The sequence below is a fragment of the Kribbella sp. NPDC051586 genome (assembly GCF_044453965.1).
Lineage (GTDB): Bacteria > Actinomycetota > Actinomycetes > Propionibacteriales > Kribbellaceae > Kribbella.
Genome location: NZ_JBITDF010000003.1, coordinates 1,202,933 through 1,224,756, shown reverse-complemented (window position 1 = coordinate 1,224,756; position 21,824 = coordinate 1,202,933). Strand labels below are relative to the sequence as shown.

Sequence of the window (21,824 nt, the reverse complement as noted above, 5' to 3'; positions counted from 1 at the left end):
AGGATCTCCAACCAGTCACTTGAGGCCAGTGGTCGCGACGCCCTCGATCAGCAGCTTCTGGGCGCCCAGGAAGAAGCCGACGATCGGGGCCAGCGCGAGAGTGGACATGGCGAACAGGGAGCCGTACGCCGATTCGCCGGTTACGTCGAGGAACGAGTTCAGTCCGAGCGAGACGGTCCACAGTTGGGGCTTGTTCAGGTACAGCAGCGGACCGAGGAAGTCGTTCCAGGTGTTGATGAAGGTGAACAGCGCGGTCGTTCCGATGGCCGGCATGGACAGCGGCATGATGATCCTGGTGAAGGTGCGCCAATGACCGCAGCCGTCGATCCGGGCGGCGTCGTCCAGCTCACGCGGCAGTGTGCGGATGAACTGCACCATCAAGAAGATGAAGAAGGCCTCCGCCCCGAGCCACTTCGGGACCACCAGCGGCAGGTAGGTGTTCATCCACGCCAACTGGTTGAACAAGATGTACTGCGGCACGAGCGTGACGTGGTAGGGCAGCAGCATCGTGCCGAGCAACAACCCGAACAGGACCCGCTTGAGCGGAAACTCCAGCCGGGCGAACGCGTACGCCGTCAGCGAGCAGGCGAACAGGTTACCGGCGATCGACAGCGCCGTGATCGCGATCGAGTTGAGGAAATAGCGGGAGAAGTCGAGCTGACCCGCGGTCCAACCGTGCTTGTAGTTGTCCAGCGTGTAGTGGCGGCTGAGCAACCCGAGGCTGTTCATCACCTCCGCCGAGGGCCGGAACGACGCGGCGACCATCCACACCACCGGATAGAGCATCACCACCAGGATCGCGATCAGGACCGCGTGCCGGATGAGGCCGACCAACAGCGGGCTGCGGACACGACGCCGGCCGAGCAGCGAGCGCCGGGAACTGATCGACAGGGTCGTCATCGTTCGTCTCCGTAGTACACCCAGCGCTTCGCGGTGAGGAACAAGAAGCCGGTGAAGGCGGCCAGCACGATCACCAGCGCCCAGGCCATGGCGGAGGCGTAGCCCATCTTCAGCTCGGCGAATCCCTGCTGGTACAGGTACAGGGTGTAGAACAAGGTCGAGTCGGCCGGACCGCCGGTCCCGCGGCTCACCACGAAGGCGCCGGTGAACGCCTGGAACGCGTGGATGGTGTCGAGCAGCAGGTTGAAGAAGATCAGCGGTGTCATGAGCGGCAGCGTGACGCTGAAGAATCTGCGCACCGGTCCGGCGCCGTCGACCGCGGCCGCCTCGTGGAGCTCGGCCGGGACCTGCCGGAGACCGGCCAGGAAGATGATCATCGTCGCGCCGAACGCCCACAAGTTGAGCGTGACGATCGTCCACAACGCCGTTCCGGGGCTGCCGACCCAGCTGCCACGGGTGATCCCGAACAGGCTGAGCACCTGGTTCACCAGCCCGGTGCCGCCGAAGATCTGCCGCCACAGGACGGCGATCGCGACACTCGCTCCCATCAGGGAGGGGAGGTAGAACAGTGCGCGGTAGCCGGAGAGGAACCGGATGCCTTTGTTCAGCAGGAGCGCCAGCGCCATCGACACGACGAGGAGCAGCGGCACCGACACGGCGACGTACACCAGGGTCACGCGGACCGAGGAGAGGTAGCGCGGGTCGGCGGTGAACATCCGCTTGAAGTTGCCGAGCCCGATCCAGTGCGGCGGACTGAGCAGGTCGTAGCTGGTGAACGACAGGTACGCCGAGTAGAGCATCGGCCCCAGCGTCAGCAGGATCATCCCGAGCAACCACGGGCTCAGGAACAAGTAGGCGGTCAGGCCTTCGCGGCCCGTGCGCGAACTCTTCACGAGGCGGTTCCCTTCCGCGCGTGGGCCTCCACCTGCTCGGCCAGGTGCTGAGCGAGCAGACCCGCGAGCGGAACCGGCAGGTCGCAGTCGCGTGCTGCTGCCACGACGTCCCACAGGTCCTTGCTCCACGGCCGGTCGCGCACCGGCGTACCGCCCGCGTCGTACGCGCCGGCGACCCGGTCGAAGAATCCCCAGTTCCGCGTGATCCACGAGTCGCCGGTGCTCGTCGACACCGCGTTCAGCACGGTCTCCGGTGGCACGTCGTACGCCGCCGCCAACGCCAGCGCCTCGTGCGCTCCGGCCAGGTTCGCGAACATCATCAGCTGATTCGCCAGCTTCACCGCCGCGCCCGCACCGGAAGGCCCCACGTGCAGCACCGTGTCGGCCACCGCGTCCAGCACCGGCCGAGCCTGGTCGAGTACGTCGGCCCGCCCGCCGGCCATGACGGTCAGCGACCCGGTGAGAGCACGCTCCGCTCCCCCGCTCACCGGAACGTCGAGCAACCCGACCCGATGCGATTCCGCCTGCAGAGCAAGGCGTTTCGCGGTCGCGGGCAGGACTGTGCTGTGCACCAGGAATACCGAGCCGGCGGCCAGTCGCGGTGCGAGTTCCTCGACGATCTCGGTCACCGCCCGGTCGTCCGGTACGGCCAGACAGATCACTCGGCTGTGCGCGAGCGCCGCGACGTCTTCAGCCACCTGGGCGTCCAGGTCGCCCGCACGCGTCGCATCGCGGTCGTACACGGTGAGCCGCCAGCCGGAGCGCAGCAGCGACTGCGCCATCGGATGGCCGAGATTGCCCAGCCCGGCGAATCCCACGGGCTGTTGCCGATCGTTTTCGGGGGTCAAGGATGCCTCCAGGTGACGACCAGATCCGTCTATGAACTATTGTCTACAATAGATAGTCGACGTTGACAAGATCGCGGGTGAGAATGAGCTATGACAGAGCAGCAACCGGCGCAGCAACTGCGATCGCCGAGCCTGGTGCAGCTGGCGACCGACGCGATCCGGCGGATGATCCTCGCCGGTGAGCTCGCCGAAGGTGAACGGCTGATCGAGGATCGCCTCACCGAGCAGCTGGGCATCAGCCGCCCGCCCCTGCGGGAGGCGTTGCGGGTCCTCGAGCAGGAAGGGCTGATCGTCAATCGACCGCGCCGCGGTTCGACAGTGGCGACGCTGACCGATCAGGACGTGTTCGAGATCCTCACCCTGCGGACAGCCCTCGAGCGGTTGGCCATCGAACTTGGCGTCCCCGTGAAGGACCCACACCGGCTGGAGGTCGCGCAGGCCGCACTCGCCCAGATGCAGCATTGTGCGGACGCCGAGGACCGCGGCAGCCTGGTCCAGGCCGGCTACCGGTTCCACTCGTCGCTGGTTGCGCTGGCCGGTCACCGGCGCTTGGAGGAGGCCTACGCTTCAGTCCAGCAGCAACTGCTTCTCTGCATGGCCCGCAACCTCTATGCCCGCGAGCACTACTACGAAGATCTGCACGAACACGTCGCCAGGCACCGCAAGCTGCTCGAGCTGGTCGAGGCCGGAGAGGCCGCAGCCGTGCTCGCCGAGCTGGCAGTGCACGGCGAGCGATCCTTCAGCGACGTTCAGAGCAGGGCGGGCAACAGCGCGGACAGCGTCTCGTAGTCCTTCAGCGAGTTGTAAGCGTGGGCCGACAACCGGATGAATCTGCGGTTCTCGAAACCGGTGAACGTGATTTCGGCGTTCAGTTCGCGCGAGATCCGCATCTTCAGCGCGTCGCCACCGGACAGGTCGACGGATGACGGCAGCTCGACCAGACGCATCGCCGCCGGCGGGTGGACGACCTCGGCGACGCCGGTGCCCAGCGACTTGGCCAGGATCCGGGCGCCCTCCTCGACCAGCGCGGTCAGCTGCGGGCGCCGGGTCGGCCAGTCCAGGTCCGACAGGACGCGCAGAGACTCGGGGGCGGCGATCCACGGGACGTAGTCGTACGTGCCCTGCATGTCGAACCTCTCCGGCATTCGCTCGTCGTACTCGGACCACGAGACGATCAGCGGCATCGTTGCCGTGCGCCACCGTTCCGCGACGACCAGTCCGGCGGTCGCCCGCGGCGCGGCCGGCCACTTGTGGAAGTTGCCGGTCCAGAAGTCGGCGCCCGCGGCGGCCGGGGCGTCGATCAGCGCCGGGGCGTGCGCGCCGTCGACCACGATCGGCACGCCGCGCTCGTGAGCGGCCGCGACCAGAGCGTCGACCGGCAGCACCTTCGCCGTACCGGACGTGATCTGGTCGACGATCAGCACCGAGGCATCGTCGAGCCGGTCGGCGATCAGCGACACCACGGTCTCGTCGTCGGCCTCCAGCGGGATCGAGACGATGACGATCTCGGCCTGGCGCTCCCTGGCGTACCGCTCAGCGGCGTACCGGACCGCGCCGTACGTGTGGTCGGTCAGCACGATCCGGCTGCCCGCGGGGATCGGCAGGGTGGCGAGGGCGACGGTGACGCCGGCGCTCGCGTTCGGGACGAGGGCGAATCCGGCCGGGTCGGTCTCCAGGAACGACGCCAGCGCCAGGCGGCTCGTGGTCAGCCGGTCGGCGACCGTGCGGAACCACACCATCGGGTTGGCGTCCATCTCCACCCGTAGGGCTGCCATCAGCTCCTGGGTCCGGCGCGGCACAGCGCCGTACGAACCGTGGTTGAGGTGGAGGACGCCGGGATCGAGGGTCCACAGGTCGGGGCGGGGGCTGAGTACCGTCACCACGCAAACGGTACATACTTCCACTCGTGTATCCCTACCTCGACCACGACGGCCCGATCGCGATGGCTCATCGAGGCGGCGCGAAACACCCGGACAACGTCGGCTACGAGAACTCGCTGCACGCGTTCCAGCACGCGGTCGACCTCGGGTACACCTATCTCGAGACCGACCTGCACGCGACCAGCGACGGCGTCGTGATCGCGTTCCACGACGACAAGCTCGACCGGGTCACCGACCGGACCGGGGTGATCGCGGAGCTGCCGTGGTCGGAGGTCAGCAAGGCCAAGATCAACGGTCACGAGCCGATCCCGCGGCTGGACGAGCTGCTCGAGCACTTCCCGGCCATCCGGTTCAACCTGGACATCAAGGCCGAGGGCGGCCTGGAGCCGGCCGCCTCCGTACTCAAGGCCGCGAACGCGGTCGACCGGGTCTGCGTCTCGTCGTTCTCCCAGTCCCGGGTACGCCGGATCCGCAAGCTGCTCGGTCCGCGCCTGTGCACCGGGTACGGCGAGTTCGAGATCGTGCTGATCCGCTTCCTGCCCGTCGCGCTGCGGTCGGCCGGCGCCTGCCTCCAGATCCCCCAGGCCTACGGGCCGCTGCGCGTGCTCACACCCGGGCTGATCAAGCGAGCGCATGCCAGGGGCAAGCAAGTACACGCCTGGACGGTGGACGATCCCGCGCTGATGCGGACGATGCTCGACGCCGGCGTCGACGGCATCATCACCGACCGGACCGACCTCCTGCGTGACGTGCTGATCGAGCGCGGCGAGTGGAGTTGAAGTGTTATCCGGAGGTACGCCGCAACGTCCCCGGAACCTGACACACTTCCGCGCATGGGACTTCTCTCCGCCCCGGCCGCGGTCGACAAGCGTGAGTACTGGGGGTTCAGCCTGTACGACTGGGCGAACTCCGGCTATGTCACCACGGTCGGCACCGTCCTGTTCGCGCCGTACCTGACCTCGGTCGCGGAGACTGCCGCCTGCGGGTACTCCGGGACGACGGACCACCCCTGCCGCACCAACCTCGACATCCTCGGACTCGGCATCTCCCCCGGATCGCTCGCGTTCTACGTCGTGACGGTGGCGACCCTGGTGTCGGCGCTGTTCCTGCCGGTGGTCGGCGCGATCGCGGACCGGATGGCGCGCAAGAAGCTCCTGATGTGCGCGTTCGCGTGGGCCGGTGCGCTGGCGGCCTGCTGCATGGTGTTCGTCGGCGGCGGCCGGTGGGCGCTCGGTGCGCTGCTGCTCTTCATCGGCAATCTGTGCCTGGGCTCGTCGCTGGTGGTCTACGACTCGATCCTGATCGACATCGCGCCGCCCGACCAGCGTGACGCGGTCTCGTCGCGCGCGTGGGCCTTCGGGTACGCCGGTGGTTTCATCCTGCTGCTGGTCAACCTGGCCGTCGTCACGGCCCACGACGCACTCGGGATGAGTCAGGGCACCGCGGTGCGACTCAGTCTGCTGAGCGCGGGGCTGTGGTGGGGGCTGTTCACGTTCTTCCCCTTCCTGCGCCTACGAGATCGCCCGCCGACCAGCGTCGTACCGGTCCGGAGCGGCAGTCTGGTGCGGCAGAGCTTCGGTCAGCTGGCAGCGACGCTCAAGCACCTGCGCACGTACCCGATGACGATGCTGTTCCTGATCGCATACCTGTTCTTCAACGACGGGATCCAGACGGTCATCTCGGTGTCGTCGACGTACGGCGAGAAGCAGCTCGGGTTCGAGACGCAGGTGCTGATCGCGACGATCCTGATGGTGCAGTTCGTGGCGTTCTTCGGCGCGATCGTGTTCGGGCGGGTGGCCGCGCGGTACGGCGCGCACCGGACGATCACCGCCGGGCTGGTGATCTGGATGCTGATCGTCATCGCGGGGTTCCTGCTGCCGGCGCACAAGATCGTGCCGTTCCTGGCCATGGGCGCCGCGATCGGGATCGTGCTCGGCGGGACACAGGCGCTGTCGCGGTCCGCCTTCAGCCAGCTGATCCCGAAGGGGCGCGAGGCGGAGTACTTCTCGCTGTACCAGGCGGGCGAGCGCGGGACGTCGTGGCTGGGCACGCTCGTGTTCGGGCTGGTCCACCAGATCACCGGCTCCTACCGTCCCGCGATCGTTGCGCTCGGCCTGTTCTTCGTGATCGGCCTGGTCCTGCTGGTCCGCGTCGACATGCGCCGCGGGATCACCGAGGCCGGGAACGCCCAACCGAGCATCATCTAGCTCATCTAGCCGGGTACGACCGAGGCGACAAAGGCTCGCACCTGGTCGGTGGTCGGGCGGACGCCGGTGCGGTCGGCGAAGAGCAGGTGGGTGGAGCCGATCAGGGTGAGCCCGAGGGAGTCCAGGTCGACGTCGGCGGGGATCCGGCCGCCCTGCTGCTCCGCGGTGAGGTAGTCCAGGATGAGGTGGCCGGCCTCGGTCAGGATCGGTACGCCGGTCGGCACGGCTTCCCGCAGGCGGGCCCGCAGACCGTCGCGCGAGATCGTCAGGCTGACGATCGCGACCGCGACCGAGCCGAACAGGTTGGTCAGCACGGCCGTGAGGTTGTCGACGACGGTGCCCTGGCCGACGGCGTTCCGCAGTACCTGCGCCTGGTCGTCGAGGCGCCGGATCCGATCCAGTACGAGCTCCGCGAGGAAGCCGTCGAAATCGGTGAAGTGCTTGTGCAGCACTCCCTTCGCGCACTCGGCTTCGGTCGTCACCGCGCGGCTGGTCAACGCCTCCGGCCCGTCCCGCAACAACACCCGCTCGGCCGCGTCGAACAGCTGCTCCCGCGCGTCCCGCATCGCCACACCCGTCGGCAACTCGTCTCCCTTGACAGTAGTGGGCATGCGCCCACTATCGTGGGCGCATGCCCACTCTACCGTCAGAACCGCCGCGGGAGCAGTCAGCGGAGCCGCCTGCGGCAGCCGTCGGGCCCGACAGGCGCGATCCGCATCGGCTCCGGGAGATGGCTGAGTCGTTCGGGGCCGATCCGGGGCTGTACGACCGAGCCCGGCCTCGCTACTCCGACGCTCTGATCGAGGCGGTTGTTGCTTCCTCGTCCGGCCCCGCGCTGCTCGACGTCGGGTGCGGGACGGGGATCGCCGCGCGGCAGTTCCAGGCTGCCGGTTGCCAGGTGCTCGGCGTCGAGGTGGACGAGCGGATGGCCGCGTTCGCTCGCAGTACCGGAGTCGAGGTCGAGGTGTCGTCCTTCGAGACCTGGGACCCAGCCGGACGCACGTTCGACGCGCTCGTCGCCGGTATGACCTGGCATTGGATCGAACCAAGTGCGGGTGCCGCGAAGGCCGCCGAGGTTCTCAAGCCGGGCGGCCGGTTCGCCGTCTTCTGGTACGTGCTCCAGCCGCCGACCGGCCTGGGCGCCGCCTTCGCCGCAGTCCACCGCGATGTGCTTCCCGACAGTCCGGTCAATTCCCGGGTCGCCGCCTCGCCGCTTGGCGCCTACGAGCATTTCCTCGACCGGGCCGCCGACAGCCTGACCGCGACCGGCGCCTTCACCGACCTCGAGCGGCCGACGTATCCATGGAGCCGCACCTACACCCGCGACGAGTGGCTCGACCAGCTTCGTACGAGCGGAATCGCCAAATCCCTCGCCGACGCGGGCAAGCTCGACGAGATGCTCGACCGGACCGGAGCCGCCATCGACGCCGCGGGCGGCAGCTTCACGCTCGACTCCACCGCCGTCGCCCTCACCGCCACCCGAAACTGACGTACGCCCCGGCCTGGGTGCTGGCCGGGCGCACGGTCGATGGCGGATCTCCAGGCCATCACAATGCGCCGCGTCCGCCGCCGCGGCGCTCGAGCTCGGGTCGCGGCCGCGATTGTGATGGCCTGGAGATCCTCAGCGCGATGACGGGGTCGCGCTCGGGTTGCGGCCGCCGAAGCCACCGAAGGAGCCCTGGCGGACGCTGTTCGCGGTGATGGTTCCGTTCGCGCTCTGGCCGGTGACCACGACCTGCTCGCCGGCCTTGAGGTCGGCAGCGGTCCCGGTCTTGCTGATCTCGTACGTCGTGTCGCCGTTGAGCTTCACCGTGACGTTGCCGGTCTGCGTCTTCACGACCAGCTCGGAGCTGTTCGCCGAGACGACCGTGCCGACGGTGCCGCCGCCACCCGGGAACTGCCGCTGACCCTGCCCGTTCTGACCGGTCGCTCCCCCGCCGTTCTGCCCGCGGAAGCCGCCGTACCCACCGGCGCCGCGCCCGGCCTGCGGCTGCTTCGACGAGCTGTCCGACGCGAACGCCGCGTGCAGCCCGGCCCCACCCGCGAGCCCGACCGCGAGGACGACGATGCCGGCCAGGACCGCCGTCGCCAGCGGCAGGTTCAGAGTCTTCTTCGGCTTGAGCGCCGCGTCGACCTCCTCGTCGGACCCGATCTGGGCGAACTCGTCGGGCGTCTGGTTACTCATGGACGATCCTCATTCATGTCGTAGTGCGTCGATGGGACGGAGTCCGGCGGCTCGGTGCGCCGGCATGCTGCCGAAGAACAGGCCGACCGCCGCGGACACGCCGAGCGCGAGTCCGATCGACGACGGCACCAGTGCCGGCTGCACACCGGCCAGCTGGAAGCGGGTGAGGATCAACGCGACACCGACGCCGACGGCGCCGCCTAGCAGACTGAGCAGCGTCGCCTCGATCAGGAACTGCCCGAGGATCGTCCGCCGCCTGGCCCCCAGCGCCTTGCGGATACCGATCTCGCGGGTCCGCTCAGTGACCGTCACCAGCATGATGTTGGTCACGCCGATTCCGCCGACGACCAGGCTGATCGCCGCGACGGTCGCCAGCAGTGCGGTGAAGGTCGCGGCGGTGTCCTGGCTGGTCTGCAGGATCTGCGCCGAGTTGGTGATCCGGAACGGCGACGTCTGGTCGGCCGGCACCTGATGCCGGGCCGTCAGCAACTGCGTGACCTCGGCCTGCGCGGTGTCGACCCGGTCCGTGGCCTTGGCCTGTACGACGATCTGGCTGAGCGCGCCGTACCCGGCCTGGGTCGCGCGCAGCGTGCTGATCGGCATGATGGCGGTCGCGTTCGGGTCGTTGAAGCCGGTGCTGTCCTTGCTCGCGAGCACCCCGCGGACGACGAAGTCCACGGCGCCGAGCTTGATGGTCTGGCCGACCGCGCTCGCGGGCCTGGTGAACAGCTCGGTCGCGGTCGTCTGGCCGAGCAGGATGACCCGCTGCGACGTGTCGACGTCCTCCTTGGTGAACGACGCTCCGATCCCGACCGGGGTGTTGGTCGCCGGCATGTACTCCGGCGTCGTACCGATGACTTGGCTCACCGTGTAGCTGGTGTCGCCGTTCGTCGCCGTCGCACCGCTGCTCGTCATCACCGGGGCGACCGCGGAGACGTCGGGCGCGAGCCGTGCGTCGGCCAACGCGCTCGCATCGTCGAGGGTCAGGCTGTACTGCTGGGCGGCCGGACCGGCCTGGCCGCGCTGGAACCCGCCGCCGGCTCCCGTCGTGGAGACGGTCAGCAGGTTGGTTCCCATCGCCTCCAGCCGGGCCTGCACGGCCTTGCCGGAGCCGTTGCCGACCGCAACCAGGACGATGACCGCGCCGACGCCGATCGAGACGCCGAGGACGGTGAGCAGGGATCTGAGTTTGTTCGCCGTGAGGCCGCGCAGGGCGGCCCCCATCAGGTCGCGTGGTGACATCAGCGGGTCACCTCGTCGGAGATGATCCGGCCGTCGGCGACCTGCACGAGCCGCCGGGCGCGGGCGGCGACCTCGTGCTCGTGGGTGATCACGACGATCGTCCGGCCCTCGGCGTGCAGACCGTGGAACATGCCCAGCACCTCTTCGGTCGAGTGCGCGTCCAGGTTGCCGGTCGGCTCGTCGGCGAGCAGGATCCGCGGACCCGTCGCCAGGGCCCGGGCGATCGCGACCCGCTGCTGCTGACCGCCGGACAGTTGGTTCGGCCGGTGGCCGGTGCGGTCGGCGAGGCCCACGAGTTCCAGGGCTCGGTTGGCCCGCTTGCGGCGTTCGGCGCGGCGCAGGTGGGCGTAGGTCAGGGGCAACTCGACGTTCGCCAGCGCCGTGGTCCGCGGGATCAGGTTGAACGACTGGAAGATGAACCCGATCTTGCGGCCGCGGACGAGCGCCTGCTGGTCCTCGCTCAGCCTGGCCACGTTGCTGCCGTCCAGCCAGTACTCGCCGCGCGACGGTACGTCGAGGCAGCCCAGGATGTTCATCAACGTCGACTTGCCGGATCCGGACGAGCCCATCACCGCGACGTACTCCCCGGCGTCGACCCGCAGCGACACACCCTGGAGGGCGTGCACCGCGGTCTCGCCGTGGCCGTACGTCTTGGTGACGTCCCGGATGTCGATCAGGGCGTCAGCGGCCACGGAAGCCACCACCACCGGCACCGCCGGCACCCGCGCCACCGCCGCCGAAGCCGGCCGGGAACTGCCCGGTACCGCCCTGGCCCTGCCTGCCCTGGCCACCGTTCTGGGTGGTGGTGCTGCCGACAGCGCCCTGCAGCAGGTCGATCTGGTCGCCTTCGTTCAGGCCGGAGGTGATCTGGGTGAAGCTGTCGCCGCGGACGCCGATCTTCACCTCCCGCGTCCCGCTGCCGTCGGCCATCGTGACGGTGTACGTCGTACCGCTCGTCGCGATCGCCGTGCTCGGGACGTAGAGGGCGTTGGCCGCCTTCGCGGTCTGGACCGTGACGTTCGCGGTCTGGCCCATCCGGGCGTTGGCGGGGAGCTTGGCGAGGCTGAAGGTCGCGGAGTACGAGACGACGCCGTTGGTCGTGGTCGGCACCGGCGAGACGGACGCCAGCGAGGCAGTCAGCGTCGTACCGGGCTCCGCGTTCAGGGTCACGGTCGCGGACTGGCCGGCCTTGACCTTGATCGCGTCCGCCTCGGCGAACGCGGCCACCACCTGCAGCGACTTGAGGTCCGCCATGTCGACGAAGCCGGTGCCCGAGGTGGACGACGTACTCGAGGTTGAGGCTGACCCTTGACCTGAGGTTGAGCCTTGACCGCCGCTGCTGCCCGAGCCACTGCCTGAACCCGAGCTGGACCCGCCGGCCACCGAGCCGACCGCGCCGTTGATGGCCGTGATGGTGCCGGCGATCGGCGCCTTCAAGGTGGTCGCGTCGACCGCGGCCTGGGCCGCCTCGACGTTCTGGTCGGCCTGTTCCTTGTCCGCCTTGGCCTTCGCCAGGCTCGCCTCGGCGTTGCTGACGGCAACTTGTGGACTCTGACCCTGTCCTTGAGATTGAGACTGGGTCTGCTGCTGTTGCTGTTGACCGTTCGTCGCGGTCGGCGTCGGCGACGGCGAGGCGGAGGCCTCCTCGGCCGCCTCGAGAGCGTCCTCGGCGTCGCTCAGCGTCTCGTCGGCCGCGCTCACCGAGTTCTCGGAGGCGATCTGGTTCTGCTCGGCGATGACGAGCTGACGGTTGGCGTCCGACGGGTCGATCTTCGCGATCGCCGCGCCCTTGGCCACCACCTGGCCGACCTTCACCAGGACCTGGGTGACCGTGCCGGAGGTCTCGAACTGCGGTGAGGCGGTCTGCGAGCTCTGCAGGGTGCCACTGGAGCTGACGCTCGCGGTCACCTCACCGCGCTGGACCGCCACTGTCGGCCGGGTCGCGCTGGCGGCCGGCGGATCCTTCTTGAAGAACAGGAAGTAGGCGGTGATGGCGATGACGAGCACGATGGCGACCAGCGCCACGTTCACGAAACTGAGGCCACGGAGCTTGTGGCGGGGTAGCACCATGGATGCAGACGTTAAGGACGGATGCTGAGGAGGAGATCCTCGATTCCTGGCAACAGCCTGTGAACCAGGTATCGATTTGGTGCGTCGTATGTCGGGCGGTGCAGGACACACCGTGATCTGTGAACACCCGACGACAGCCGGTCACGACGGCGGGATCACGGGCCGTCAGGTGCGTACATACGGCTCGGACATGCCAAAATGGGAATGATCCGGGCCGGCCGACCGTTGGCACGGATGACGATCTCGGAGGTTTGACATGTCTAATCGCGTACTGCGTGGTTCGGGGCTGGGTGGGGTCAGCTTCGAGGATGACCGTGGTGTTGAGTTCGCTCCCCGCCAGATGATCACGTACGACTGCCCCCGCGGCCACGTGGTCGAGGTCACCATGGCGCACGACGCCGAGGTGCCCGCGGTCTGGGAGTGCCCGCACTGCGGCAGCGAGGCCGCCCGGTCCACCGGTGAGAAGCCGGAGCCGAAGCAGGAGAAGCCGGCCCGTACGCACTGGGACATGCTGCGTGAGCGCCGGAGCATCTCGGAGCTTGAGGAGCTGCTGGCCGAGCGGGTCGAGTTGCTCCGCAAGGGCGAGATCGGCCCGGCGCACCTGCACCGGACCAAGCGCACGGCCTAACCCCTTTGGGGAAGCCCTCATCGCAACGGCGCGGTGAGGGCTTCTTCGTGGCCCGATTTGCCTAATGGCTTTAGGTAAATCCATAATGAGTTATGGCAAGAGCGGGGTTGACCGGCGCACGGCTGGCACAGGCGGGCGCCGAGCTGGCCGACGAGGCCGGCTTCGACCAGGTCACCGTGTCCGCTCTCGCGCGGCAGTTCGGCGTACAGGTCGCCAGCCTCTACTCGCACGTCCGCAGCTCCGCCGACCTCAAGGCACGCATCGCCACGGTCGCCCTCACCGAACTGGCCGACCAAGCCGCCGCCGCCGTGGCGGGCCGAGCCGGTCGCGACGCGCTGTCCGCCCTGGCCGACGTCTACCGCGACTACGCCCGCAAACATCCGGGCCGCTACACCGCGACCCGCTTCGTGCCCGATGGCCCGGCTCCTGAACATGTCGACAGTGGACGACGGCATTCGGAACTCGTCCGGGCCGTCCTCCGCGGATACGACCTCGACGAACCCGCCCAGACAGACGCAGTGCGTCTGCTGGGCAGCACCATCCACGGCTACATCGCCCTGGAGTCAGCCGGTTCCTTCGCTTTCACCGAGCCGAGCTCCGACGACAGCTGGCCGCGCATCATCGACGCCCTCGACGCCCTCCTCCGCAGCTGGAGCTGACATGATCACCACCCCCATCACCATCGACCTGCTCCGCGGCGCGCTCGATCTCGAGCCGACGGAGCGTGGCGTTCTGCCACACCGCCTGCCCGCCTGGGCACGGACGCAGTACGACGACGCCCAGATGGCGATGGTCGACTCACAGCCCTCCGGCGTACGGCTCGTGTTCCGCACGTCGGCGACGGTCGTCGAGCTGGACACGCTGCCGACCAAGCGCGACTACACCGGCGCTCCCCCGCGTCCGGACGGCGTGTACGACGTACTCGTCGACGGCCAGCTCTTCACCCAGCTCACCGCGACCGGCGGCGACGTGATCACCATCGACCTGATGACGGGCGCCTCCGAGACCCGCCAGGGCGAGCCGCAGACCCTGCACGTCACGGGACTGTCCGCAGCGGCCAAGACTGTCGAGATCTGGCTGCCGCACGACGAGACCACCGAACTCGTTGCCCTGCGCACCGATGCGCCGATCGAGCCGGTTCCGACCTCGCGCCGGGTCTGGCTGCACCACGGCAGCTCGATCAGCCACGGCTCGAACGCGGCCCATCCGACCGGCACCTGGCCGGCGCTCGCCGCGGCCCAGGCCGGGGTGGAGCTCCTCAACCTGGGCTTCGGCGGCAGCGCGTTCCTCCAGCCGTTCATCGCGCGGACGATCCGCGACACGCCCGCCGACCTGATCAGCGTCAAGCTCGGCATCAACATCGTGAACTCGGACAGCCTCCGCCTCCGCTCCTTCACGCCCGCCGTCCACGGCTTCCTCGACACCATCCGCGACGGCCACCCCGACACGCCGCTCCTGGTCGTCTCGTCGATCCTCTGCCCGATCCACGAGACCACACCCGGCCCGACCGGCTGGGACCTGTCGGCCCTGGCCGCCGGCGAGCTGCGCTTCGTAGCCACCGGCGACCCCGACGAGGTCCTCGGCGGCAAACTCACCCTCTCCGTCATCCGCGCCGAACTCGCCCGCATCACCGCCCAGCGCGCAGCGTCCGACCCGAACCTCCACTACCTGGACGGTCGCGAGCTGTACGGCGACGCCGACAACGCGGCCCATCCGCTTCTCGACGACCTTCACCCCGGCGCCGAGACCCACGAGCTGATGGCAGCGCGGTTCACCGAACACGCCTTCAAAGGCGCCTTCAGCGGCTGAATCCGCTCACGGCGCCGTCGTACCCGCCCGGGCGACCGCCTGGATGGCTCGGACCCGACCGTCGGTCAGTGCGTCGGTCAAGTGCTTCATCCGCTCGCGGAACGTCGGGACGAAGGCGTGCAGTCCGAGCGGGCTCGGTGGTTGAGACATGATCGTCCGCATCATGGGGCCGACTTGATCGGTGAGATCTGCCCAGTGCTCAACGATGAAGCCAGCGGCCTCGATCTCGGTACGCAGAATGCTCGACGGGACAAGACAGCTGTGCTCAGGACCGTCCGACCAGGGCACCGGGTAGTCAGGCTCCCGCCCGTCGCCGGACGTGATGTCCCAGACGGCTAGTCGGCCGCCGTCCCGCAGTACCCGCCGGGCCTCCTGGTAGAGCCGGTCCTTGCGCGCCACGTTCATCTGTACGTGCTGGCTGAACACGACATCGACCGACGCGTCGTCCAGCGGCAGCGAGGTCACGTCGCCCTGCCGTACGACGATCTTGCCGTCGAGACCGACCAACTGGTCGAGCCAGTGAGCGGTCTCGCAGTACTCGTTGGACAAATCCACGGCGGTCACCGAGCACCCGAATCGGTCCGCCAGGTACCGCGCCGTACCGCCGATCCCCGCACCGTCGTCGAGCACCTCGCTCTCGGGCGACAACCCGAGCAGATCCACCAGTTGCACCGTCGCCGGCCGCCCACCGGTGTGGTAGTCCTCGACCATCGCCAGATCCACCGGCTTCAGGCCGTCCAGATCCTTGCCCCCAGCAACAAGCGCCTGCTCGATGCCCTCCCGCACCCGGCCGGTCACATACTGCGCCGGAACGGTTGAGTCGTTCATACCAGTACCTTCCTGAGGGATCTCTCCGGAAACCCAGCTCCGCATGTCAGGGCATCTCCTCGACGCCGTGGTGGCGGGCGACGCGACCGATGGCGTCGGCGAGGAGGGTTGGCTGCTCGCTGGTGGTGAGATGGCCGCCCGGGAACATGACGATGTCGGCCTCGGGGACCCGCTCACGGGTTGCGGTGACCTGGCGGTGCTCGTACGGGTCCTCGGTGCTGCCGCCCACGGTGATGGCGACCGAGCCCTTCAGCTCACGCGCGATCGCCGCGAGATCCCAGCGGCCGGCGTTGCGGCGGTGCTCCTTCACGAATCCCGCTCCCTCGTGCAGGAACCTCGCGCCATCTCGGCGTGCGAGGGCCGACCAGGTCTCGGCCAGCTCGGCCTCCGTCGGCTCGTAACCGCGCGAGAACATCTGCGCCTGCTTGAACCCCTTGCCGAACACGATCGGCGACCCCTGCGAGCCCTTCGCCACCAGCGCCCCGATCGGCGACCTCAGCAGCGGCGTACCTCGCCACGGATGCGTGTGCCCGTCGCCGTACAGGCCGCCGTTGATCATGAACGCCGCAGTGATCACGGGGCCGTCCTGCCGTTCCAGTTGCCGGCGCAGCAGCTCGAGCAGCGCCAGCGACGTGTAGTCGAACGTGACCACGACGGTACGACGTACCCCAAGGTCACGCCACCACGCTCCGATCAGATCGGCACGCTCCACGGTCGAGTACGCGTACCCCTTCGGCTTGTCCGAGTCCCCTTGCCCCACAGGCTCGACGTACAGCCGTGGACCGAGGCCGGCCGGCAGCAGCTGATCGACCTGCGCCCAGCCGTACGAGCCCTCGGGGAATCCGGGCAGCATCGTCAGCCACACCGCGTCCGGACCCGCCTCGCCGGCAATCCGGCCGAAGACCTTCACCAGGTCGTTCCTCCCCTCCCCCTCCGCATCGGTCAGCAGACGAGCGGACGCCGCGTCGTACCAGCGGCGCTCACCGCCACCGAACCAGTCGTCCGCCGTCACCCACGGTCTGTCCGTGCCCCGCACTTGCCGTGTTGCCGCCTTGCCATCCATTGGATGCCTCCCGATTTAGTGGACGCTGTCCACATTACACGTTTAGTGGACAGTGTCCACATTGCTATCCTGATCGGGTGAACACGGCCGATCCAGCACCAGCTGCCCCGCCACGACGACGGCGCCCCCGCGGCGACGTCCGCGCCGGCCTGGTCGCGGCCGGGGTCGAACTCGCCCGCGCCGGCGGTCCTGACGCGGTCGTACTGCGCGAGGCGACCCGCGCGGTCGGCGTCGTACCGAACGCCGCCTACCGGCACTTCGCGGACCGCGACGAGTTGCTCGCCGAGGTCTGTACCGCGGCCATGCTCGAGCTGGCCGACCGGATGACCGCGGAGATCGCGCGCGTGCGCGGGAGGCGCGGCAACCCGACCGCCGCTCAGCGCCGGCTGGGCGCGATCGGGACGGCGTACCTGCGCTTTGCTCACGAGGAGCCCGGGCTCTTCGCAGCCGCGTTTGCCCTGCCGGAGCAGCACGCGTACGGCGACACCGAGCGGACGCCGCTGGGGCTGCTGCGGGCTGCTTTGGACGAGTTGGTGGAGGCAGGCGTGCTCGCTCCCGAACGCCGGGAGGGGATCGAGTACCCGATCTGGTCGACCGTCCACGGCGCGGCCGCGCTGACGACGCAGGGGCCTCTTCGCGACCTCCCCGAGTCGGTGATCCGCAAGGTCGAAGCTCAGACCCTCGCGTTCATCGGCGACGGCCTCACGCGGTAGTTGTTTCGCCGGCTGCGCGGGCCAGGCCGGGCTGCAGGCGGCGTACCACCTCGAGGTGGTCGCTGGTCCAGAGGATGCGGATGGCGGTCGGCGTTGCGCGACCGTCGGCGTCGTACAGGTCGCGGCGTACTGCCTCGATCAGGCGGCTCTTGGTCTCGTGGTCGCGCGCCAACGGCTCGGGAATCCCGCCTTGAGTTTCCAGCGCCGCGGCCAGGGTGGAGTACCAGTCGAGCAGCCGGTCCGCCAAGGTGAGCAGGGCGGACTGAGCGGCGGCGCGGTCGTCCGACGGAGGCTGGCCGTCGGCGTACCGCTCCCACAGCTCGAGTACGGCGTCCGCGGCCAACCGGACCGCGACGACGCCGGTGACGAGTGCCGTCATCTCGCTCAACGGGATCGGCTTGGGTCCGCGTTCGGCGAGGTAGGTGCGGAAGGCGTCGTCGAGTCGACGGGCTGCAGCCGCGGCTCGGCGGCTGTCCTGGGGCGTGCTGGGGCGCGCGCCGGGTACGCAGCAGGAGATGGCGTAGCCGACAGCGCCGACGAGGTAGTTCACGCTGTCGACGTACGCCTCGGCCAGCGCTTTGCCGACTGCCGCGGATGCCCCTCGCGGCCAGAACAGCAGGCCGACGAGCACGCTGACCGCGCAGCCGAGGGCGATGTCCTCGATCCGGAACAGGATCAGCGACCAGCCCTCCGGCTGCGCGATGTTGAACAGGATCACCAGCGTGACCGTGAACGCAGCCTGCCCGGCCGCGAACGAGACCGCGGCCGGGACGATGCCGGCGAACAGCACCGCGAGCGGCAGGAGGATCCACAGGGCCGGCCTGTTCTCGCCGATCAGTGCGAGGACGCCCGCTCCGAGGACCGAGCCGACGACGGTGCCGCCGACCGCCCGGTACGCGTTCTGGCCGGTGTTGAGCGCGTTCGAACGAAGTACCGACAGCGCTCCGAGGATGACCCAGAAGCCGTGCTGTACGCCGGTCACGTTGGCGACCGTGACGGCGATCGCAAGCCCGGCCGCGCCGCGGATGCTGTTGTGCAGCCAGACCGAGTGCGGCTCGAGATGGGCGGCGGCGCGCTCGGCAGCGCTGGCGAGGGGCGCCGTCAGCGAAGTCGGCTCGCGACCCAGCAGGCGGTCGGTCCAGCCGCGCTGGTCCGCGACGCGGGCGGTCTCGACGTTCTGCGCGATCAGCATCGCCGCGAACGCGACCTCCTGCGAGCGGAAGGACACGTTGAGGACGCCGAGGAACTCCGCCATTCCGTCGACTGGCAACCTCGCTACTGCGCCCTTTTCCAGTGCGGTGACGGCATCCCTCAGGACCTCCGCGGCCGCAGCGAGTTTGTCCGGGGTTCGCCTGGGGTCCTCCAGCAATTCGGCGCTGAGCTCCAGTACGTCCGCGGCCGCGAAGTGCACTGCGGAGGAGTCCGGGTCGCTCGCCGTCCCATGGGCAGCCGCCGGGCCGGACTCGTCGAGCATCGTGCTCAGCCAGGTGAGCTCGTCGACGAGGCGGACCAGAGACCTGGAGCCGGTGGACAGCCCGGTCGGCCGGTACGGGGTCGCGGTGAAGGTGCGCCGCAACTCCTGGATGGCGCTCGACGTCTCCTCGGTACGTCGCGTGCAGACCTCGAGGGTCTCGCTCGCCTCCGCGCGAAGCTGCATCGCGGCGGCCCGGCACACTCGTGCCGCCGGTGCGCCGAGCGGGTCGACCGCGACTCTGGGCCACAGCAGCCAGACAGCGAAGACGGCTGCCACGCCCGCGATCGCAACGCCGGCCAGCCGGTCCGGGAGCATCGACAGCGGTGTGGGTGTGGCGACCGAGAGGATGAATGCCAGCAGCATCGAGGTACTGGCGCCGGCGAGCACCGAGCTGACGACGCCCACGAACAGTACGGCGAACCCCACGACGACCGTGCCGACGATCGCGCTCCAGGTGGCCTGCCCCGCGAGCGTGCCCAGCGAAACGAGCACCAACCACGCGAAGGCGAGCTGAACCTGCGCCCGCAGCCGCTGGACAGTGCTCCCAGTGAAGTCGACCAGCAACAACATCGCAAACGCCCCGAACGCCGCAAACGTCGCCACCACCGGCGCCCGCAGTACCTCGGCACACAACGCGAACAGAACAGGCATCACCACCGCCGTACGCGCCGCCCGCCGAGTAGCCGCCAACCCGCCGTCCCGCCCGCGCAACCACCCCACCAGCCGCCGCCAGCCCCTGATCACCGCCCCAGTCTCCCCCACCAAACCCTCGCCACATAACAACCGCCGCAGGAACAGTCCCGCGCGCGGAGCAGGTGCGCTGAGGAGCGGAGCGACGAAGGGAGCGGCTGCGTAGTGGGCGGGGTTCTTACGCGGGGGTTTACTTCTTGTCGGGGTCGATGACCTCGCCCTGGATCACGTCGTCGGACGGCGGGCGGGGTGGGGTGGGACCGGCGCCGGGGATGAAGCCGCCCAGGCCCGAACTGCCGAGTTGGGTGGTGATGCGGCGGTTGAAGAAGGAGGACATGGCGCGGCGGGCGAGTGGCCGGGTGAAGGGGAGCACGAAGAAGAAGCCGAAGATGTCGGTGACGAAGCCGGGGGTCAGGAGGAGCGTGCCGCCGACCAGGATGAGGGCTGCGTCCGAGAGTTCGCGGCCGGGCATCTTGCCGGTCTGGAAGGCGGACTGCAGGGCCGTCCAGGCGCGCCGGCCCTCACGTTTGATGATCCAGGCTCCGAGGGCGCTCTCGACCAGCAGCAGGGCGACCGTCGGCCAGCCGCCGATGACCTGGCCGATCTGGATGATCACGTAGATCTCCAGGATCGGCACCACCAACAGCGCCAGCGCGATGAACCACGGCATGTCTGTATCCCTTCCGGTGATTCACCCAAGTGTTACAGGTCAGGCCGGGACCTTCTCGCGAGTCCGGGTGGAATCAGGGGCGGGTGGGGGTTCCGGGTCGTCACCACGCCGGCGGCGCCGGGCAATCAGGGCGAGGACCAGGCCGACCAGTCCGAGGCCGGTGAGGATCCACTCCGGCCAGCTGCCCAGCGTCGTCGCCAGCGTGTGACCGTCGCGGACCGGCACGGTCGCGACGTACACGTCGGACACGAACTGGCCCGACTTGTGCTCGACCGTCCCGTCCGGGCGGATCACGCCGGATATGCCGCTCGTCGAGGCGATCAGCACGGTCCGGCCGGTCTCGATCGCGCGCATCCGGGTGATCGCGAACTGCTGCTCGGGCTGACCGGTGCCGCCGTACGTCGCGTTGTTGGTCTGCACGATCAGGACCTGCGCGCCGCCCTTCACCACATCCTGGATCACGTTGTCGTACGCGAGCTCGAAGCAGATCACGTCGCCGTACGTGACACCGTTGATCGGCATCACGCCGGGACCGACGCCAGGCACGGTCTGCGCGCCGATCATCTCCAGCCGCTTGATGTACGGCAGCAGCTGGTTGCGGAAGGGGATGTACTCACCGAACGGCACCGGGTGCCGCTTCGCGTACCGCTGGCCGGGGCCCGTGACCGGGTCCCAGACGATGCCGGTCGTCTGCCGCTCGTTCGGACCGGGGCCTTCGGTGACGGCGCCGACCAAGATCGGTACGCCGACCGCGCGGACCGCGTCCTCGATGTCGGCCCGGGTCTCGTCGTCCTTGTACGGGTCGATGTCGGTCGAGTTCTCCGGCCAGATGACCACGTCCGGCTTCATCTCCGTACCGGCCTGGACGCGCTTCTCGAGGTCGAGCGTGGCGTTCATGTGGTTCTTGGTGACCGTACGGGCGCGCCCCAGGAACTCCAGCCCCTTGCCCGGCACGTTGCCCTGCACCATCGCGGCCTTCACGGTCTTCCCGTCGCCCTGGATGGACAGGTGGATCAGCGCGCTCCCGAACACGATCGCCAGTCCGGCGACGAGCGCCACGGCCCGCAGGCGCAGTCCACTGGCGCGGCGGAGTACGGCATACACGAGGACGCCGACGAACGCGACGACGAAGCTCAGCCCCGGGATGCCGACGTACGCCGCCAGCTTGCCCAGCGACGCATCGGAGAAGGCCCACGCGAGCCGTCCCCACGGAAACCCGCCGAACGGCACGGACGCGGTCGCGAACTCGGTCGCCACCCACAGCGCCGGGATCCACACCATCCACAACTTCAGCTTCAGCACCTGCGTCGCGAACAACCCGAAGACGGCATAGAAGAGGCCCTCGAGTACGGCGAGCGCGATCGCCGCGTCGCCGCCGATCACGCTCAGCCACGGCACCAGAACCGCGTAGTACGTGATGCCGAACCCGGCGCCGACGAGGAAGCCGGCCTTCATCGAGATGCCGTTCAGCGCGGCGAGCAGCAGCGGCACGGCGACGATCGTCAGCCAGGGGTGGTCATGCGGCTCGAACGCGAACCCGAGCAGCGCACCGGCGGCCACGGCCACCACCACCCGGGGCAGCAGCCGCCCCAGAGCCTTCAACCGGTCCATGCGGTAACCCCTTGTCCTCACTCACCGGCAGACGCCGGTCGCACGACGGTACAACGTTCCGAACACGCAAATGTATCCGGTCAGTAGCCATCCGGCGGCCATCGCGGAACGTG

The 21,824-nt window shown here is 69.0% G+C and carries 22 protein-coding genes; 8 read left to right on the top strand and 14 right to left on the bottom strand.

What is annotated here, in order from left to right; all coding sequences use genetic code 11:
- Positions 1–15: 15 nt before the first annotated feature.
- From ACIA58_RS24495 to ACIA58_RS24485, 3 genes are read right to left on the bottom strand one after another with little or no spacing between them, the layout of a single operon-like run.
- The gene (locus ACIA58_RS24495; protein ID WP_396406072.1) at positions 16–900 is read right to left on the bottom strand and encodes a carbohydrate ABC transporter permease; all 885 of its coding nucleotides are present in this window, start codon (positions 898–900) and stop codon (positions 16–18) included.
- Positions 897–1,793 carry a carbohydrate ABC transporter permease gene (locus tag ACIA58_RS24490; RefSeq protein WP_396406071.1) on the bottom strand — a complete coding sequence of 299 codons (897 nt, stop codon included), beginning with the start codon at positions 1,791–1,793 and terminating at the stop codon, positions 897–899. Before ACIA58_RS24490 ends, ACIA58_RS24495 begins: the two co-directional genes overlap by 4 nt.
- Positions 1,790–2,641, bottom strand: coding sequence for an NAD(P)-dependent oxidoreductase (locus tag ACIA58_RS24485; RefSeq protein WP_396406070.1), 852 nt, complete (start codon positions 2,639–2,641; stop codon positions 1,790–1,792). Before ACIA58_RS24485 ends, ACIA58_RS24490 begins: the two co-directional genes overlap by 4 nt.
- Before the next feature lie 90 nt (positions 2,642–2,731).
- On the opposite strand from ACIA58_RS24485, the gene ACIA58_RS24480 reads away from it, so the two are divergent.
- Positions 2,732–3,430 carry a GntR family transcriptional regulator gene (locus tag ACIA58_RS24480; protein WP_396406069.1) on the top strand — a complete coding sequence of 233 codons (699 nt, stop codon included), beginning with the start codon at positions 2,732–2,734 and terminating at the stop codon, positions 3,428–3,430.
- Here ACIA58_RS24480 and ACIA58_RS24475 read toward each other — a convergent pair.
- Complete coding sequence (locus tag ACIA58_RS24475) at positions 3,391–4,521, bottom strand: aminotransferase class V-fold PLP-dependent enzyme (protein WP_396406068.1); 1,131 nt, start codon at positions 4,519–4,521, stop codon at positions 3,391–3,393. The genes ACIA58_RS24480 and ACIA58_RS24475 overlap by 40 nt on opposite strands.
- 26 nt (positions 4,522–4,547) lie before the next feature.
- On the opposite strand from ACIA58_RS24475, the gene ACIA58_RS24470 reads away from it, so the two are divergent.
- Together ACIA58_RS24470 and ACIA58_RS24465 are read left to right on the top strand one after the other, a co-directional pair.
- Positions 4,548–5,300, top strand: coding sequence for a glycerophosphodiester phosphodiesterase (locus ACIA58_RS24470; RefSeq protein ID WP_396406067.1), 753 nt, complete (start codon positions 4,548–4,550; stop codon positions 5,298–5,300).
- 54 nt (positions 5,301–5,354) lie between these two features.
- The gene (locus ACIA58_RS24465; RefSeq protein ID WP_396406066.1) at positions 5,355–6,728 is read left to right on the top strand and encodes an MFS transporter; all 1,374 of its coding nucleotides are present in this window, start codon (positions 5,355–5,357) and stop codon (positions 6,726–6,728) included.
- Positions 6,729–6,733: 5 nt separating this feature from the next.
- Here ACIA58_RS24465 and ACIA58_RS24460 read toward each other — a convergent pair whose 3' ends face one another.
- Complete coding sequence (locus ACIA58_RS24460; protein WP_396406065.1) at positions 6,734–7,339, bottom strand: TetR/AcrR family transcriptional regulator; 606 nt, start codon at positions 7,337–7,339, stop codon at positions 6,734–6,736.
- Positions 7,340–7,458: 119 nt separating this feature from the next.
- Here ACIA58_RS24460 and ACIA58_RS24455 point away from each other — a divergent pair, with 119 nt between their 5' ends.
- The gene (locus ACIA58_RS24455; protein ID WP_396406064.1) at positions 7,459–8,217 is read left to right on the top strand and encodes a class I SAM-dependent methyltransferase; all 759 of its coding nucleotides are present in this window, start codon (positions 7,459–7,461) and stop codon (positions 8,215–8,217) included.
- A 132-nt stretch (positions 8,218–8,349) separates the two neighbouring features.
- On the opposite strand, the gene ACIA58_RS24450 is transcribed toward ACIA58_RS24455, so the two are convergent.
- The 4 genes from ACIA58_RS24450 to ACIA58_RS24435 are packed head-to-tail and all read right to left on the bottom strand — an operon-like array spanning position 8,350 to position 12,225.
- Entirely contained in the window at positions 8,350–8,913 is a 564-nt protein-coding gene (locus ACIA58_RS24450; protein WP_396406063.1) for a hypothetical protein, read from the bottom strand.
- A 9-nt stretch (positions 8,914–8,922) separates the two neighbouring features.
- The gene (locus tag ACIA58_RS24445; RefSeq protein ID WP_396406062.1) at positions 8,923–10,155 is read right to left on the bottom strand and encodes an ABC transporter permease; all 1,233 of its coding nucleotides are present in this window, start codon (positions 10,153–10,155) and stop codon (positions 8,923–8,925) included.
- Positions 10,155–10,847 (bottom strand): ABC transporter ATP-binding protein, encoded by a 693-nt coding sequence (locus ACIA58_RS24440; protein WP_396406061.1) that lies wholly within the window; start codon positions 10,845–10,847, stop codon positions 10,155–10,157. Before ACIA58_RS24440 ends, ACIA58_RS24445 begins: the two co-directional genes overlap by 1 nt.
- A complete protein-coding gene (locus ACIA58_RS24435; protein ID WP_396406060.1) occupies positions 10,837–12,225 on the bottom strand; it encodes an efflux RND transporter periplasmic adaptor subunit in 1,389 nt (462 codons plus the stop codon). The genes ACIA58_RS24440 and ACIA58_RS24435 overlap by 11 nt, the downstream gene beginning before the upstream one ends.
- A gap of 256 nt (positions 12,226–12,481) precedes the next feature.
- Here ACIA58_RS24435 and ACIA58_RS24430 point away from each other — a divergent pair, with 256 nt between their 5' ends.
- The 3 genes from ACIA58_RS24430 to ACIA58_RS24420 all read left to right on the top strand — a co-directional run bounded on the left by ACIA58_RS24430 (position 12,482) and on the right by ACIA58_RS24420 (position 14,662).
- Positions 12,482–12,853: an RNA polymerase-binding protein RbpA gene (locus tag ACIA58_RS24430; RefSeq protein ID WP_130448290.1), complete on the top strand. Its 372-nt coding sequence runs from the start codon at positions 12,482–12,484 to the stop codon at positions 12,851–12,853.
- Positions 12,854–12,945: 92 nt separating this feature from the next.
- Positions 12,946–13,512 (top strand): TetR/AcrR family transcriptional regulator, encoded by a 567-nt coding sequence (locus tag ACIA58_RS24425; protein ID WP_396406059.1) that lies wholly within the window; start codon positions 12,946–12,948, stop codon positions 13,510–13,512.
- Between the two features lies 1 nt (position 13,513).
- Positions 13,514–14,662 (top strand): GDSL-type esterase/lipase family protein, encoded by a 1,149-nt coding sequence (locus ACIA58_RS24420; RefSeq protein WP_396406058.1) that lies wholly within the window; start codon positions 13,514–13,516, stop codon positions 14,660–14,662.
- 6 nt (positions 14,663–14,668) lie between these two features.
- Here ACIA58_RS24420 and ACIA58_RS24415 read toward each other — a convergent pair whose 3' ends face one another.
- On the bottom strand, positions 14,669–15,490 hold the full coding sequence (locus ACIA58_RS24415) for a class I SAM-dependent methyltransferase (RefSeq protein ID WP_396406057.1): 822 nt from the start codon (positions 15,488–15,490) through the stop codon (positions 14,669–14,671).
- Positions 15,491–15,536: 46 nt separating this feature from the next.
- Positions 15,537–16,502, bottom strand: a complete 966-nt coding sequence (locus tag ACIA58_RS24410; RefSeq protein WP_396406056.1) for an alpha/beta fold hydrolase — start codon at positions 16,500–16,502, stop codon at positions 15,537–15,539.
- 128 nt (positions 16,503–16,630) lie between these two features.
- Here ACIA58_RS24410 and ACIA58_RS24405 point away from each other — a divergent pair, with 128 nt between their 5' ends.
- Positions 16,631–17,266, top strand: coding sequence for a TetR/AcrR family transcriptional regulator (locus tag ACIA58_RS24405; protein ID WP_396406055.1), 636 nt, complete (start codon positions 16,631–16,633; stop codon positions 17,264–17,266).
- Here the strand turns inward: ACIA58_RS24405 and ACIA58_RS24400 are convergent.
- The 3 genes from ACIA58_RS24400 to lnt all read right to left on the bottom strand — a co-directional run bounded on the left by ACIA58_RS24400 (position 17,256) and on the right by lnt (position 21,711).
- The gene (locus ACIA58_RS24400) at positions 17,256–19,484 is read right to left on the bottom strand and encodes an FUSC family protein (protein ID WP_396406054.1); all 2,229 of its coding nucleotides are present in this window, start codon (positions 19,482–19,484) and stop codon (positions 17,256–17,258) included. The genes ACIA58_RS24405 and ACIA58_RS24400 overlap by 11 nt on opposite strands.
- 136 nt (positions 19,485–19,620) lie before the next feature.
- Positions 19,621–20,100: an FxsA family protein gene (locus ACIA58_RS24395; protein WP_396406053.1), complete on the bottom strand. Its 480-nt coding sequence runs from the start codon at positions 20,098–20,100 to the stop codon at positions 19,621–19,623.
- 39 nt (positions 20,101–20,139) lie between these two features.
- Positions 20,140–21,711: an apolipoprotein N-acyltransferase gene (gene lnt / locus ACIA58_RS24390; RefSeq protein ID WP_396406052.1), complete on the bottom strand. Its 1,572-nt coding sequence runs from the start codon at positions 21,709–21,711 to the stop codon at positions 20,140–20,142.
- Positions 21,712–21,824: the final 113 nt, after the last annotated feature.